Here is a 14,545-nt window from a genome sequence, read left to right on the forward strand (position 1 = left end):
TGTCAGACAGCCAGACAGGTGGCTCGGTCCCGCGGCGCGTCAGCGCGATGGAAGCGGTGTTCGGCCACCTGCGCAGCGCCATCGAGCGCGGTCAGTACGCCGTGGGGGACAAGCTCCCCTCGGAAGCGGAGCTGTGCCGGACCCTGGAGGTCAGCCGGCCCGTGCTGCGGGAGGCGCTCCGTGCCCTGCAGGCCATGGGCCTGACCGTCTCGAAGACCGGCAAGGGCACCTTCGTCGTGGCGAACACGGTCGAGGACCCCACCTTCGGCGACTACGCCGCCAGCGACCTCCTGGAGGTGCGCCGGCACGTCGAGATCCCGGTCGCCGGCTACGCGGCGCTGCGCCGGACCCCGGAGGACCTGGACCACCTGGCCCACCTGCTCGACCGGATGGAACGGGAGACCGACACCACCGCGTGGGTCGCCCTGGACACCGTGTTCCACCTGGCGGTGGCCGAGGCCTCCGGCAACCCGGTGTTCCGCCGGGTGATCGAGGAGATCCGTGACGCACTGGCGCGTCAGTCGACCCTCCTCAACGAACTCGGCGGTCGGCGCGAGCAGTCCAACTGCGAGCACCGCGCGATCGTCGAGGCCCTGATCGACGGTTCCGAGTCCGACGCCGTCGAGGCGATGTCCCACCACCTCCACCGCGTGGAGGCCACCCTCACCGACATCGTGCGCCCCCAGCGCGCGGACACCTCAAGAGAAGGCAGAGCCGAGGCGTGAGCGAGCAGTTCCTCAAAGACGAGAAGCGCCCCACGACCCGTCACGTCGACGCCGGCGACACCGGCTACAGCAAGTCCCTGAAAGCCCGGCACGTCAACATGATCGCCATCGGCGGCGCGATCGGCACCGGGCTGTTCCTCGGCGCCGGCGGACGGCTCGCCGACGCCGGGCCCTCCCTGTTCGTCGCGTACGCCGTCTGCGGCGTCTTCGCGTTCCTCGTCGTCCGCGCGCTCGGCGAGCTCGTCCTGTACCGCCCCTCCTCCGGCGCCTTCGTCTCGTACGCCCGGGAGTTCCTGGGAGAGAAGGGCGCCTACACCGCCGGCTGGATGTACTTCCTCAACTGGGCGACCACCGGCATCGCCGACATCACCGCCGTCGCCACGTACACCCACTACTGGCACCTGTTCTCGAACGTCCCGCAATGGGTGATCGCACTCATAGCGCTGGCCGTGGTGCTCACCGTGAACCTCATCTCGGTGCGGATCTTCGGCGAACTGGAGTTCTGGTTCGCCATCGTCAAGGTCAGCGCCCTGGTCGTCTTCATGGGCATCGGGATCTTCCTGCTCGTCACCCAGCACCCGGTCGACGGCGCCGTGCCCGGCCCGTCCCTGATCACCGACAACGGCGGGATCTTCCCCAACGGGCTGCTGCCGATGCTGCTGATCATCCAGGGCGTCGTCTTCGCCTACGCCTCCGTCGAACTGGTCGGTGTGACGGCCGGGGAGACCGAGAACCCCGAGAAGATCATGCCGAAGGCGATCAACTCGATCATGTGGCGCGTGGGCCTGTTCTACGTCGGCTCGGTCGTGCTGCTGTCGATGCTGATGCCGTGGAACAGGTACACCTCCGGCCAGAGTCCCTTCGTGACGGTGCTCTCCCACATCGGTGTCCCGGCGGCGGGCAGTGTGATGAACCTGGTCGTCCTCACCGCGGCGATGTCCTCACTCAACTCCGGCCTCTACTCCACCGGCCGCATCCTGCGCTCCATGGCCGTCAACGGATCGGCCCCGCGTTTCACCGCACGGATGAGCCGCACCCAGGTGCCCTACGGCGGCATCCTGCTCACCAGCGGCATGTGCGTCCTCGGCGTCGGCCTCAACTTCGTGGTCCCCGCCGACGCCTTCGAGATCGTGCTCAACCTCGCGGCCATCGGCATCATCGCCACCTGGAGCATGATCATGGTCTGTCACCTGCTGTTCTGGCGGAAGACCACGGCCGGCGAACTGACCCGCCCCGACTACCGCCTGCCCGGCTCGCCCTGGACCGAACTCGTGACGCTGGCCTTCCTCGTCGCCGTCCTGGTCCTCATGTACGCCGACGGCGGCGCCGGACGAACCACCGTGCTGTGCGTACCGCTCATCGCCGCCGTGCTCGTCGCCGGCTGGTACGCGATCCGCGGGCGCATCGCGCGCACCGCCGCCGGAACCGACGACTGAACCCTGGCGGCCCGGGCGGATCCGCGGACCCACCGCGCGTCCGCCCGGGCCGCCGCCGTCAGGCACCCAGGTCAGCAGCCCCAAGCCATCACGATCGAGGCAGCCATGCTCACCAGCCCCCTCGCGGACACGCCCGCGATCCGCGAGCCCCGCCACGCGCCCGTCGCCCACCTCACCCGAGGCGGCGTGGTCGAGAGCACCCACCACGGCTCCGTCGTCGTCCTCGACGGCGACGGCGAACTCCGGTTCCATCTCGGCGACGTGGAGGCCGCGTTCTTCCCGCGATCGGCCCTCAAGCCCGTCCAGGCCGTCGCCATGGTCCGGGCGGGACTGCCGCTCGACGGCGAACTGCTCGCCCTCGCGATGGGCAGCCACTCGGGCGAGGAACGCCACCTCGCCGCCGCCCGGCGGATCCTGGCGCTCGCCGACCTCACCGAGGACGACCTGCGCAACGTCCCAGACCTGCCGTACGACCCGGCCGTTCGCGACACCTGGATCCGGGAGGACCGCCCGCCCTCCCGCATCGCCCAGAACTGCTCCGGCAAGCACGCCGCCATGCTCCACCTGTGCCGGCTCAACGGGTGGCCTCTGCAGGACTACGACGCCCTTGAGCACCCGCTCCAACGGATGATCGCGGAAGCCGTGGAGGACCTCACCGGCCAGCGCATCGCGCACGCCACCGTGGACGGCTGCGGCACCCCCCTGTTCGCCGTCTCCCTGCACGGCCTGGCCCGTGCCGCCGCGCGCATCGCCACCGGCGCGCCCGGGACACCTGAGTTCCGGGTGGCGGACGCGCTGCGCGGCCACCCGGAGATGGCCTCCGGCGCCGGACGGGACGTGGCCCGACTCATGCACGCGGTGCCCGGGCTGATCGCCAAGGACGGCTTCGAGGGCGTCCAGATCGCCGCGCTGCCGGACGGCCGCGCCGTCGCCCTGAAGATCGCCGACGGGGCGAACCGGGCGCGCATCCCGGTGGCGGCAGCCGCCCTGGCGCTGGCGGGAGTCGACCCGCGGCTGCTGACCGGCTTCGCGGGCGAGCCGGCGTGCGGCGGCGGCCGGCCGGTCGGCGGTGTGCGGCCGGTGGCCGCGCTGGACCCCTCGGGCCTGCTCGCCCGCCCGTGACCCGAACCACCACTCCGAGAAGAGGACCCGCACACCCATGACCGCCGCCGCCCGCCGCGAACACGACCTGCTCGGGGACCGCGACGTCCCCGCCGACGCCTACTGGGGCGTCCACACCCTGCGCGCCACCGAGAACTTTCCCATCACCGGCACGCCCATCTCCGCCTACCCGCACCTGATCGACGCCCTGGCCGCCGTGAAGGAGGCAGCCGCCCTCGCCAACGAGGAACTCGGCCTGCTGGAACCCGCGAAGGCCGCCGCGATCGCCACCGCCTGCCGCGAGATCCGCGGCGGCAAGCTGCACGACCAGTTCGTCGTGGACGTCATCCAGGGCGGGGCCGGCACCTCGACCAACATGAACGCCAACGAGGTCCTCGCCAACCGGGCGCTGGAGCTGCTGGGACACGCCAAGGGCGAGTACCGCCACCTGCACCCCAACGAGGACGTCAACCTCGGCCAGTCCACCAACGACGTCTACCCGACCGCCGTCCGGATCGCGACCGTGTTCGCCGTGCGCGGCCTGCTCGACGCGATGGCCGTCCTCCAGGACGCCTTCGCCCACAAGGCCGTCGAGTTCCGCGACGTCCTGAAGATGGGCCGCACACAGTTGCAGGACGCCGTGCCGATGACGCTCGGGCAGGAGTTCTCCGCCTTCGCCGTCATGCTCGACGAGGACCGCAGCCGGCTCGCGGAAGCCGTCGAGCTGATCCACGAGATCAACCTCGGCGCCACCGCGATCGGCACCGGCCTGAACGCCCCCGCCGGATACGCCGAATCCGCCCGGCGCCACCTCGCCGACATCACCGGGCTGCCCCTGGTCACCGCCGCCAACCTGGTCGAAGCCACCCAGGACTGCGGCGCGTTCGTCCAGATGTCCGGCGTCCTCAAGCGCATCGCCGTCAAACTGTCCAAGACCTGCAACGACCTGCGACTGCTGTCCTCCGGGCCGCGCGCGGGCCTCGGCGAGATCAACCTGCCACCAGTGCAGGCCGGTTCGAGCATCATGCCGGGCAAGGTCAACCCGGTGATCCCCGAGGTCGTCAACCAGGTCGCCTTCGAGGTGATCGGCAACGACGTCGCGATCACCATGGCCGCAGAGGCGGGGCAGCTCCAGCTCAACGCCTTCGAGCCGATCATCCTGCACTCGCTGTCGGAGTCCATCACCCACCTGCGCGCCGCCTGCCTCACCCTCGCCGAGCGCTGCGTGGTCGGCATCACCGCCAATGTCGAGGCGCTGCGCGCGACCGTCGAGAACTCCATCGGCCTGGTGACCGCCCTGAACCCCCACATCGGGTACACCGCAGCCACCGACATCGCCAAGGAGGCCCTGGCCAGCGGCCGGGGCGTCGCTGAACTCGTGCTGGAGCGGGGGCTGCTGCCCGCGGAGCGGCTCGCGGCCCTGCTGCGGCCCGAGGTCATCGCCGGCAGCGGCGCGGGCGTGGTCTGAGGACCGCCCCGGCGCGGATCAGCGATGCCGAGGGTGCGGACCTGCTGGATCGGGCGGCGGTGCCGGGTCATGACGACGGCCTTCCGGGGCGGACCGCTGGGTCCCCGACCCGCCCGGAACTGCTACGCCGCCGTCGTCTCCCCGCTACGTGCACAGGCCCGCCCGTGGGCCACAGCCGGCTGACCGCGACGAGCTGGAGACCATCTCACTCGCGGACACCGCAAAATCTATGTGCGCCGGAGTAGACATTACTCGCGGCCGGATCTAGGGTTTCTCTCGTAGACAGCAGTCGGCGATACCGGCCAGACACGAACTGGCCGGGGTTGTTGGACAGAGGTTCGCAGTTCGGTCCGGCAGTGGAGCCCCGAAGCCAAGCAGGTGCACGACGGCGACGGGACCGGCTGCCGGACCGGGTGGGCCGCCACGGCCACCCACCAGCAGTACGCAGTTCAGCAGGTGCAGTACCAGCGGTACCGAAAAGTGACAGTTCAGTACAGAGGATGAACGGAGGGCGCAAGCGCCATCAGGATCGCCCGGCCCGTGAACACTCGCCCGGGCGGACACCGCAGACCCCAACCCAAGGACGGTGGTTTCCGGTCACGCATACGCGATCCCCGTACACCCCCCCGGGGCAGTGCGGAAGTAGAAGGACCGGCCCAGGCCGGTAGATGGTGTTGTTCCCTTCGGGGCCCCGGAGCCGACACGGCCCCGGGGCCCCTCGACGCGTTCTCCTCGAGAACCAGAGAGGTGCAGTGACTACAACGGCCAGCCCCGACAAGCTCGACGACGACGACTACCCCGCCTACACCATGGGCCGCGCCGCCGAGATGACCGGCACCACCCCCGGCTTCCTCCGAGCCCTCGGCGAACACCGCCTCATCACCCCCCTACGCTCCGACGGCGGCCACCGCCGCTACTCCCGCTACCAACTGCGCATCGCCATGCGCGCCCGCGACCTCGTCAACCAGGGCACCCCGATCGAGGCCGCCTGCCGCATCGTCATCCTCGAGGACCAACTCGAGGAAGCCCTGCGCCTCAACGAAGAACTCCGCCGCTCCCAGGACCGCCAGGAGCCCACCGCGGACACCTGACCCGCCACCAGGCCGACGAGACCGGCCTGCGGCGAGCGGCACGTGCTCACCGCAGGCCGCCACCCTGCCCTGCACCGCGACGTTCGGACTCTGACACCGGACGCACGCCGTTCTCCGCCGAGTCTGCCGCCCCGCGCATGAAGCGGGCCCTGTGGTACACGCCCCTGGCCGCCACGACGGCTGGGGGCCGCACGCCCTCGTCGGACCACACGAGCACCCGTCGCTGCGGCCGCGGCCTCACCGGTGACGGCCGGATCCAAGGATCACCGGCGCTGGACAGGGCCCCGGGCCAAGACCTGAGCGGACCGCCCCTCACGCCTGCTTCCGCGTCCCGCCGTCGTCGCCGTGCGCACCGGCTTCCGTGGCATCCGCAGCGAGCTGATGCTGGACCTGCCGGAGGTCCTCGGCTCTGCGGGCTCCGCCCTCACCGCCATCGGAGCCGACCCTGCTCGCCAACGCCGGCCGCGCGATCCGGGCGACGGCCCGGCCCTCACGGCTGCCGCACAGCAGGCGCAGGGATCCTGACCGCCATGGCTGCTGCCTCAGGCCCGTGGGTGCTGCGGAGGCCGTGCCATATTCTGGGGTCATGTCGAACCCTGACGGGCTGCTCGTCGACATCGCGGCGATGGTCGAGTCCGAGCACAGCAATCAGATGTCCCTGACCGTGGTCGTTCCCGGCGCGGTGATCACCGGCAGGCTCGCGCCGGTGGCCCTGTGGTTGGAGCGGGTGGCGGAGGTCCTCCAGGCCTCGGAGCACTTGAAGCCGTTCGCCGCTCTCTTCGCCCCGCCCGCCGACGGCCCACCCGCACGGCCCACCCATCTGCATCTCCACCGGGCGAAGATCCTGCAGGGCGACTTCGGGCTGCCCCACACCGGCGGCATGTACCGCATCGCCATCGCGGACGTCAGCAGCTGGACGGTCGGGGACCTCAACTACTCCGATTCCTGATCGCCACAGCGGGCCGAGTGGCCGACCGGCTCGGTGCCTTGCCTTGCCTCCCCGTCGCAGTGCGTTCGCCGGTTCGAGGACTCCGCCGACGAAGCCGTCAAAGCGCTCTCCAGCGCCCTCGACCAGGCGAAGCAGCCGCGGCGTCGGTCGCTGTCATCACGGAGCTGGGTGGCGTGGTGGGTGAGGGCGTCGAGGCGAGTGGCGAGGTCGCCCTGGCCGGTGCCGAGGTGGGGGCGGACGGCGGCGAGGGGCTCTATGAGCTCGGCGGGGTCGGTGGCACCGAGGGCGGCGGTCAGGGCGGCCTGGGCGGGACGGGCGCCGGGAGCGAGTGCGGCCGTGGTGATCTGGGCGGCGAGGACCCGCAGCTCGGCGGCGTTGTCGCGGGCCCATGCGGTGACCGTCCGGTCGGCGGCCCGCCGGTCGCGGACGGCCTTGACCCGTTCCGCGCCGGTACCGGACCGCGAAGCGTCGGCGGCGGCGGGCTTGAGGCGCAGGTAGCGGTTCTCGGCGGCCTGGCGGCTGGCGACGCCCATCGGGTGGGCGAGGTCGGCCCAGGTGGCGCCGGCCTCCCGGGCGCTCTCCACCAGGCCGGCTTCCCAGCCGGCGAGCTGGCCGCGCAGTTCGCGCAGCAGGACGAGTGCGGCCAGGGCCTGCTCGGGGCCTTCCTGCTCGCAAGGGGCGGTCGGGGGCTGGGACGCGGGGTTCTGGGCGGTGCGGACGGCGTCGTCGATGGCGGCCAGCGCCGCCGCGGCCGCCAGGAACGAGGCGGGCCCGACCGGCAGGGCGGCGTCGGGGGCGGCTCGGCGGGACTTCTCACTCATGAAGTCACTCTATAGGCGACGCGGCAACTTGTCATCGGATGGATGACGCGCTAGAAAGGATTCAGGTGAAGCGCACTGGCACCCATTCGACCCATGGAGGTGTTTCGCAATGCTGCTGCGCACTGACCCGTTCCGCGAGCTGGACCGGCTGACCCAGCAGTTCCTCAACACGACCGGCACCTGGTCGCGTCCCACGCCGATGCCGCTGGACGCCTACCGGGCCGGTGACGAGTACGTGATCTGCTTCGACCTGCCGGGTGTGGACCCGGAGGCGATCGACATCGACGTCGAGCGGAACATGGTGACCGTCAAGGCCGAGCGCCGCCCGCACCGCCAGGGCGACGAGGTCAAGTGGGAGCTGTCCGAGCGCCCGCTCGGCGTCTTCTCCCGCCAGGTCATGCTCTCCGACACCCTCGACCCCGCCGGGATCACCGCCGACTACGACGCCGGCGTGCTGACCCTGAAGATCCCGGTCGCCGAGAAGGCCAAGCCCCGCAAGATCGAGATCAGCCACAGCGGAAGCCGCAAGCAGATCCAGGCCTGACCCGTTCCCCGATGCCGTTCCGGCCGCCCCGATCTCTCCCCCCTCGATCGAATGGGGCGGCCGGAACACCCATCGACCCGCGGGCCGGCCTACGTGGACCGGCCTACCCGCAGCGACGCGGAAACGCTTCGAGCTCGGCCGACTGGCCGACAGCCCGCGATGATTCTCCACCGCTGAGGGGAAGTCGGCGGAAACCAAGGGCTGGACCGACGACCGGTCCGACGCAATGTCAGATGGCCTGCTTGGTGGTGGGGCCGCCCGAGGGCGGCCCCACCACCTGTCTCGGACAATGGCGCCTTCTCAGAAGACAATGCTCGCGACGGTGCTTGTGTTTGGATCCCCCTGGCCCAGTACGACCACGGCAGTCGCGCCAACGGTCAGGCCGGCGAGGATCGCCACCCGCTGCCGGGCCTGGCGGGCCGCGTGGTCAGCCGCCGGGCGACGCTCGTCGGTCTCCTGCAGCTCGTTGTCCACATTGTCGAGCAGTTCGCCGTCCATCATGGTGATGCCCTCCCTCTCGTTCGACGGGCCCCGGTCCTGCTGCCGGTCGCAACAGCAGCACCGAGGGGATCCTGGGGCCGAAGCCGAGCCGCAGCAGGCCGTAGCCGATGCCGGCCAGTCCGGTCAGCAGGCCGGGTGTGGGCACCTCGCCGGGGGTGCCGCAACGGGCGCCTTGCTGTTCGACGGACCGCACCAGTCGAGCGGCCGTACGGCGATGGCCGGCATCGGTCGGCATCAGCTCCACCAGTGGTTCCAGCAGACCGAGTTCGCCGTGGCGGAGCGAGTGGCCCGGCATCGGCACTCGGTCGGCGAGCAGGGCGAGGTGCTGGTCCGCCTCGCGGGCGCGCAGCGCCCGGCCGACCCGGTCCGGGCACCGGCCGGGGCCGTCGGAGTCCGCCAGGTCCACCGCCGCTCGCTCCCGCAGGGCCCACGCGACGCCCTCGTGGCCGTGGAGGAATCCGGGCCGCTCAGGACGGGGCCGATGGCCTGCCAAGGTCCTGACAGTGTGGGCGAGTTCGGCAGCTGCTGGCAGCCGCGTCTGAGCATGCACGGCCTCGGCCGCGAGCAGGGCACCGGCCAGGCCGTCGGCGATGTCCATGGGGGCTGCCGGGTGGACAGCGGCCGTGCGAAGCGCGGCGAGGCCGGCGGGCAGGGCGGCGCTCAGCTCCGGGGAGTCCAGCAGGCTGGCGAGCCGGGCGGTGGCGTAGCTGATTCCGCCGAGCCCGGAGAAGCCGCCCGGCCCCACGGCACGCGCGAGTTCGGGGTGCTCCGCCAAGAGCCTCAGGAGCCGTGGGAGGACGCGGACGGCCTGGGCGGCGGCCTCCTGATAGCGGACCGCCCCGGTGAGCCGGCCCAGCTCGGCGAGGAACAGCGCCGGGCCGGTGTAGCCGTCGCCGAGCGCCATGCCCATCGGCAACACCGCCCACTGTCCTGGCCAGGCCTCCTGCAGCCCGAGCCAGTTCACCCGGCCCTCGCCCCGACAAACCCGGGAGAGCAGGTCCTCCCCGATCCCCCGTGCGAGCTCCAGCGCCCGGGCACCGGGGTCACCGTCGTAGGCGTCCTCGGATTCGGCAGCGGGGCGCCCCGGAGCATGGCGGCCCGGAGACCGTCGTCCGGCGGCCAGGGAGGCGCGGATCAGCCACGCCTGCCGGTCGAGGTCGCCCTCCGACATCCCCCGGATCGTCCCGGCGGCGGCCGTCAGCCCGGATTCGTCGAGCAGGAACGGGAGTTCACGACCGTCCCAGGTCCGCGGGGTGCGGGCGGCGGGGGTCGTGGTGAAGAACGGGACGTCGCCGGCGAGCAGGTCGGTGAGTTCGTGGGGAGCCAGCACGTGCAGGTGCGGGTAGCCGGTCTCGTCGTGCAGTGCGGCGAAGGCCCGCTCCCGACCGGAGTGGTCGCGCAGCAGCCCCGGCTCGGTCGCCTCGGCGAGCAGCGTCGCATAGCTCTGACTGGGCCGCGCCACCAAGCGCATCGTCTCACCCGCAAAGCGATGCAACAGCCCCTGCTCGCCGAGCAGTTCATGGGAATGTGCGGCAATCGCCCGGTAGCCGGCGCGGAATCCGCACAGCAGCCGGTCGAGCTGGTCGGCCGGATCGGCGGGTCTCCCGGCCAGCATCGGGCGGTTGTCGGCACCCGGCCAGCGCGCCGGGCGGCGGACCAGCCGCATCAGGTCGGTGCCCGCGTCCGCCCATCCGGGCATCGGGTCCGGCGTCCACTGGTCGGCCTGGCCACCAAGTGCCGAGAGGTCGAGTGAACCGCCGCCGCCGAACCACGGGTTCGGCAGCACCATGGTCCGCTGAACGGACGCGGCGAGCGCCCGGGCGGCCGGATCGGCGCCGCCGTCGGTGACGGGCGCCCAGCACGGGTGGAACAGCGTCTCCACGTCCACCACGACCGGCTGGTCGCGCGCGGCGATGAGGTTCTCGGCATGGATGTCGACCGCGTTCACCACGTGCAGCAGCGCGAGCTGGGCGCCGAGCCGCTCATAGAACCGCCCGAATTCGGCTTGGGACCGGCATGGGCGTGGTGCGACGTACTCGGCCCAACCGTACCCCGCCTGCGGAAGTAACCGAACGGCTCGCGCCGCCAGTTGGGGCTGGTGTCCGCCGAACCAGGCGAGCAGTTCGTTCCACCGGGCGTGCAGACCGAGCGGGCGCGGCTTGTACACCAGACGCTGCCCGCCGTCGAACTCCAGCACGGCGACGGACCGGCCCGCCGCATGCGGGTCCCCCAGTCCGAAGCGGACCCGGGTCAACCGACCGGGCTCGCTGTCGAGCAGGGCGGCGGTGAGCTGCTCCCGGTCCGCGTGGAGCCGCTCCAGCAGTTCGGTGGCTGCGGCCACGGTGCGCATGCACCGTTCGGCCAGCAGCCGGGCCAGCACGGGATGACGGTGCAGCACCGCGCCCAGGGCCGGTCCGGCGGCGACCTCGCGCAGGAACGCGTCGAACCGCTCGCGCCCGTCCTGCCCGGTCAAGGTTCCGGCCCGGCGCGCGTGCCCCAACTCCTGTACCAGTGTGCGTCCGGCCAGCCGCACCAAGCCGTCGGCCAGGTGGCGCCGTGCACCGGCCCACACCACTCGCCGCTCTGCCGATGCAGCGTTCGCCGCCGCGAAGTGGCGGGAGGTGGTCCGCAGGAACGGCAGCAGCGGATGCAGCAGTCGACCCTCGGGGCCCGTCCCGGGGAGCGAGCGGATCCGCCCGCCGGGCGCCGACTCGGCGAGGCGCAGCGCCTGTTCCACCAACTCGGCCCAGCGTGGCGTTCGCCCGGGCGGCAGGGCATCGCGTTCGGCCGGCGACAGTGCGGGCAGCCACCAGGCGCCGGATGCCGCGGGCAGCGGAACCGACTGGGTCGTCTGCACTGTCACTCCACAACTCTGACACATCATCGCCCACTCTGACAGGGCGGCATCAGACTTCCCGGCAGGCCTACCGTGCGGCGAGGAAGTCCGCCACGAAATCGCACAGCTGGGCGCGGGTGGCGGAGTTGGTCTTGCCGATCAGACTGGCGACGTGTTTCTCGACCGTCCGGGGAGAGATCTGCAAGCGGGCGGCCACGGCCTTGTTGCCGACGCGTTCGACCAGCAGGCAGAAGACGTCGTACTCGCGCAGGGTGACGCCGAGCGCGACGAGTTCGGCCGGAATCCGATCCGTGCCGGTACGGCGCTGCCCGACCGGAGCGCCCAGCGAACGAAGCCGGGAGCGGCACGCGGCGGCGACGGCGTCGGCACCCGAGTGGTGGAAGTACGTCTCGGCCTCGGTCAACCAGTCGCGGACCGCCCCCCATCCGTCGGCGCCCGCGGCGTCAGCGACCAGACGCAGGCCGAGGTGACGAGCCGTCGGGAAGATCACCGCGTCGGCCTGCGCAGCGCGGCACGCCGCCACGGCCTCGGCCGGGCGACCTTCCCGACCGTACAGGACCGCCCGGGCCAGGCCGACGAACTGCCGGTTCCACCGCATCCGGCCGGCCTGACTCGCGGTGATCCGTTCGACCTCTGCCCAGTCGGCTCGCCCGGCCAGCACGGACAGCAGCAGCACCAGCCCGTGGCTGCCGGCGAGGTGGAAGTAGTTCTCCTCGTCCGGCGGGACGGCGGCGGCCAGCCGCGCAGCCAGCTCCGCCGCCTGCTCGTGGTCCTCCTCCAGCAGCGCGCAGAACAGCTCGGCCAGACCGAGCACGAGCGGTGCCTCCCGCGACTCGTTCCCACCGCTGGTCCGGAACCGGGCGAGCGCCACCCGCAGTTGGGGCCTGCGGGCCCGGTGGGCGGCGGCCACCGCGCCCACCATCAGGGCGTACCGGGACACCGAGTGCAACTGCAGTCGCTCGGTCTCGGCCCTGGAGCCGTCCAGCAGGGCCGCGGCCCGGTCGAAGTCGGCTCGCAGCACCGCGTCGAGCGCCAGCATCGCCCCGACGTTGTGCGCCAGGCTCACGCAACCGGTTCGCATCGCCTCCTGGTGAGCGTGGTGCAGCCCGTCCAGGTCGGCCTCGGCGAGCCAGGCGTTGCTGCCCAGGCCGATCAGCCCGTGGTTGTACCAGCTCACCTGGCGGCTCTCGGCGGCCGTCCGCAGCGTGCGACGGAAGCACCGGTCGGATTCGGCCAGGGAACGCCCACGGGTCGCGAAACCCATCGCGTACCACGCCTGACAGGCCAGTGCGTGGTCACCGCGCTGCTCCGCGCCCTCGATCGCCCGGCGTGCCAGTTGCTCGCTGCGGCCGATCCGCCCCTGCTCCGCCGTCGACACCACCAGGTAGGCCTCGACCACGTCGATGCCCGCGGTGTCTCGCGCACCCGCCCCCTCGGGCAGCAGCTCCCGGGCCGCGCGGACCTGTTCCAGTCCCACGTCCCACTGCCCGGCCACCTGCGCCGCCCAGGCCAGCCGCACGTGCAGCTCGACCCGGCGTCCCGGATCGGCCTCGACATCGGCCCGGCGCAGTTGCTGCGCCACCTCGGTGGCCCGGTCGAGCCGGCCGTCGTCCGCCAGGGCGAGCAGCAGGGTCTCCAGCAACTCCCGTCGCACGCCCTCCGGTACGGCGTCGTCAGGCAGGTGGATGTCCGATCCGTCGACAGGCCCCAAGGCCGACCGGGCTTCGTGCAGCGCCGCGATCGCCGTTCCGGGCCCGTGGCCGGCCAGGGCACGGCGGGCCACCTCCAGGTAACGGACGGCGGCGGTCCGGCGGTCCCCCGCCTGCCCGTGCAGCCGCGCGGCCAGCAGGCACCATGTGCCGGGCAGGCTCGGGTCGAGCTCGTTCATGGCCGCCACGGCCCGGGCGGCGAGCTCGGCCCGGTCGGCCGGCGTGAGCCGGTCGAGCAACGCCTCCTGGGTCAGCGGATGCTCGAAGGCGTACCAGTCGGGCCCACGCTCGTCGTCCGGCACCAGCAGGCCGTCGACGACGGCGGAGCGCAGCGAGACGGCGGGCTCGTGGTCGTCCGGCACGGCGCAGCGCCGCGCCACCGACAGCGGGAAGCTGCGGCCCAGCACTGCGGCGGCCGACAGCAGCCGGAGCGTCTGGGGTCCGAGCCGCTCCGCCCGCTGCTCGACCGCCCGGACCAGGGTGAACGGGATGGCCGCGCGGCTGGTGCCGACCAGCCGCCAGCGGCCCTCGGTGCGGACGAGTCGGCCCTCGGCCCGCATGCCGCGGATCAACTCGGCAGCGGTGAACGGGATTCCGCTGCTGTCGGCGAGCACCCGGTCGGACACCGCCACAGGCAGTTCGTCCGGCGGGCAGCCGAGACAGTTCGCGGTCAGCGCGTGCACCTGCGCGGCACCGAGCCGGCCGAGTCTCAACAGGCCGGCTTCCCCGCGCTGGGCCAGCGTGTCCGCGAGCGAGTGGGCGGCGCCCGGTGTGTCCCGCAGGGTGGCGACGACGGCGACCGGCAGCAGGGCCAGGTTGGCCGCCAGATACTCCAGGACCGCCAGCGTCTCGGGGTCCGCGTCGTGCAGGTCGTCGATGACGAGCAGGCAGCCGCGCTCCCGGCCGCAGGCGGCGGCCAGCCGGACCACGGCCTCGGCCAGCACGATCGGCGACCGGTCGCATACGTCCCCGATCGCCCACTCGGGTACCAGGCGGCCCAGCACGGGCAGGTACGGTCCGAGCGCGTCGGCGGGCGGCGCGCCACCGGCCCGGGCGAGTGACAGCAGTGCCTCGGTGAGCGACCGGTACGGCACGGCCGGGCCGGTGGCGATGCAGCGGCCCTTGAGCACGGTCATCCCGGCCTCCCGGGCCAGCGTGATCGCCTCGCCGACCAGCCTGGTCTTCCCGATCCCCGGCTCTCCGGTCACGCACACCGTGCCGCCCCGCGACGTCCGCGCGTCCTGCAGTGCGCGGTCCAGCAGGGCGAGTTCGTCCTCGCGTCCGACGAATCCACGGGATCGGTCCGCGCGCGGCTCCGTCATCGTGCTCCTCTCCGGTCTGCT

Annotated in this window: 11 protein-coding genes; 8 read left to right on the forward strand and 3 right to left on the reverse strand. The window is 72.4% G+C overall.

Annotated elements, in window-relative coordinates:
- The first annotated feature begins 47 nt into the window (after nucleotides 1–47).
- The 7 genes from RMN57_RS06105 (at nucleotide 48) to RMN57_RS06135 (ending at nucleotide 6,770) form a co-directional block, all read left to right on the forward strand.
- Entirely contained in the window at nucleotides 48–725 is a 678-nt protein-coding gene (locus RMN57_RS06105) for a FadR/GntR family transcriptional regulator (protein WP_313767726.1), read from the forward strand.
- Nucleotides 722–2,161 carry an amino acid permease gene (locus tag RMN57_RS06110; protein ID WP_313762341.1) on the forward strand — a complete coding sequence of 480 codons (1,440 nt, stop codon included), beginning with the start codon at nucleotides 722–724 and terminating at the stop codon, nucleotides 2,159–2,161. The genes RMN57_RS06105 and RMN57_RS06110 overlap by 4 nt, the downstream gene beginning before the upstream one ends.
- 105 nt (nucleotides 2,162–2,266) lie before the next feature.
- Nucleotides 2,267–3,283, forward strand: coding sequence for an asparaginase (locus RMN57_RS06115; RefSeq protein WP_313762342.1), 1,017 nt, complete (start codon nucleotides 2,267–2,269; stop codon nucleotides 3,281–3,283).
- 37 nt (nucleotides 3,284–3,320) lie between these two features.
- Nucleotides 3,321–4,730, forward strand: coding sequence for an aspartate ammonia-lyase (gene aspA, locus RMN57_RS06120; RefSeq protein WP_313762343.1), 1,410 nt, complete (start codon nucleotides 3,321–3,323; stop codon nucleotides 4,728–4,730).
- A gap of 809 nt (nucleotides 4,731–5,539) precedes the next feature.
- On the forward strand, nucleotides 5,540–5,821 hold the full coding sequence (locus RMN57_RS06125; RefSeq protein WP_313767727.1) for a MerR family transcriptional regulator: 282 nt from the start codon (nucleotides 5,540–5,542) through the stop codon (nucleotides 5,819–5,821).
- Between the two features lie 345 nt (nucleotides 5,822–6,166).
- Nucleotides 6,167–6,346, forward strand: coding sequence for a hypothetical protein (locus RMN57_RS06130; protein ID WP_313762344.1), 180 nt, complete (start codon nucleotides 6,167–6,169; stop codon nucleotides 6,344–6,346).
- 61 nt (nucleotides 6,347–6,407) lie between these two features.
- Nucleotides 6,408–6,770: a hypothetical protein gene (locus tag RMN57_RS06135; protein WP_313762345.1), complete on the forward strand. Its 363-nt coding sequence runs from the start codon at nucleotides 6,408–6,410 to the stop codon at nucleotides 6,768–6,770.
- Here the strand turns inward: RMN57_RS06135 and RMN57_RS06140 are convergent.
- A complete protein-coding gene (locus RMN57_RS06140; protein WP_380235034.1) occupies nucleotides 6,755–7,591 on the reverse strand; it encodes a hypothetical protein in 837 nt (278 codons plus the stop codon). The genes RMN57_RS06135 and RMN57_RS06140 overlap by 16 nt on opposite strands.
- Nucleotides 7,592–7,700: 109 nt before the next feature.
- Here RMN57_RS06140 and RMN57_RS06145 point away from each other — a divergent pair, with 109 nt between their 5' ends.
- A complete protein-coding gene (locus RMN57_RS06145) occupies nucleotides 7,701–8,135 on the forward strand; it encodes an Hsp20/alpha crystallin family protein (RefSeq protein WP_313762346.1) in 435 nt (144 codons plus the stop codon).
- 427 nt (nucleotides 8,136–8,562) lie between these two features.
- On the opposite strand, the gene RMN57_RS06150 is transcribed toward RMN57_RS06145, so the two are convergent.
- Nucleotides 8,563–11,499, reverse strand: a complete 2,937-nt coding sequence (locus tag RMN57_RS06150; RefSeq protein WP_313762347.1) for a type 2 lanthipeptide synthetase LanM family protein — start codon at nucleotides 11,497–11,499, stop codon at nucleotides 8,563–8,565.
- Nucleotides 11,500–11,560: 61 nt separating this feature from the next.
- Nucleotides 11,561–14,524 (reverse strand): AAA family ATPase, encoded by a 2,964-nt coding sequence (locus tag RMN57_RS06155; RefSeq protein ID WP_313762348.1) that lies wholly within the window; start codon nucleotides 14,522–14,524, stop codon nucleotides 11,561–11,563.
- Nucleotides 14,525–14,545 lie beyond the last annotated feature (21 nt).

Source organism: Kitasatospora sp. CM 4170, assembly GCF_032110285.1.
Classification (GTDB): Bacteria; Actinomycetota; Actinomycetes; order Streptomycetales; family Streptomycetaceae; genus Kitasatospora; species Kitasatospora aburaviensis.

Excerpts from the sequence above, each read along its gene's own strand:
- RMN57_RS06105 (WP_313767726.1), top strand. The coding sequence starts at position 48 with ATGGAAGCGGTGTTCGGCCACCTGCGCAGCGCCATCGAGCGCGGTCAG.
- RMN57_RS06115 (WP_313762342.1), top strand. The coding sequence starts at position 2,267 with ATGCTCACCAGCCCCCTCGCGGACACGCCCGCGATCCGCGAGCCCCGC.
- aspA (WP_313762343.1), top strand. The coding sequence starts at position 3,321 with ATGACCGCCGCCGCCCGCCGCGAACACGACCTGCTCGGGGACCGCGAC.
- RMN57_RS06125 (WP_313767727.1), top strand. The coding sequence starts at position 5,540 with ATGGGCCGCGCCGCCGAGATGACCGGCACCACCCCCGGCTTCCTCCGA.
- RMN57_RS06135 (WP_313762345.1), top strand. The coding sequence starts at position 6,408 with ATGTCGAACCCTGACGGGCTGCTCGTCGACATCGCGGCGATGGTCGAG.
- RMN57_RS06140 (WP_380235034.1), bottom strand. The coding sequence starts at position 7,591 with ATGAGTGAGAAGTCCCGCCGAGCCGCCCCCGACGCCGCCCTGCCGGTC.
- RMN57_RS06145 (WP_313762346.1), top strand. The coding sequence starts at position 7,701 with ATGCTGCTGCGCACTGACCCGTTCCGCGAGCTGGACCGGCTGACCCAG.
- RMN57_RS06155 (WP_313762348.1), bottom strand. The coding sequence starts at position 14,524 with ATGACGGAGCCGCGCGCGGACCGATCCCGTGGATTCGTCGGACGCGAG.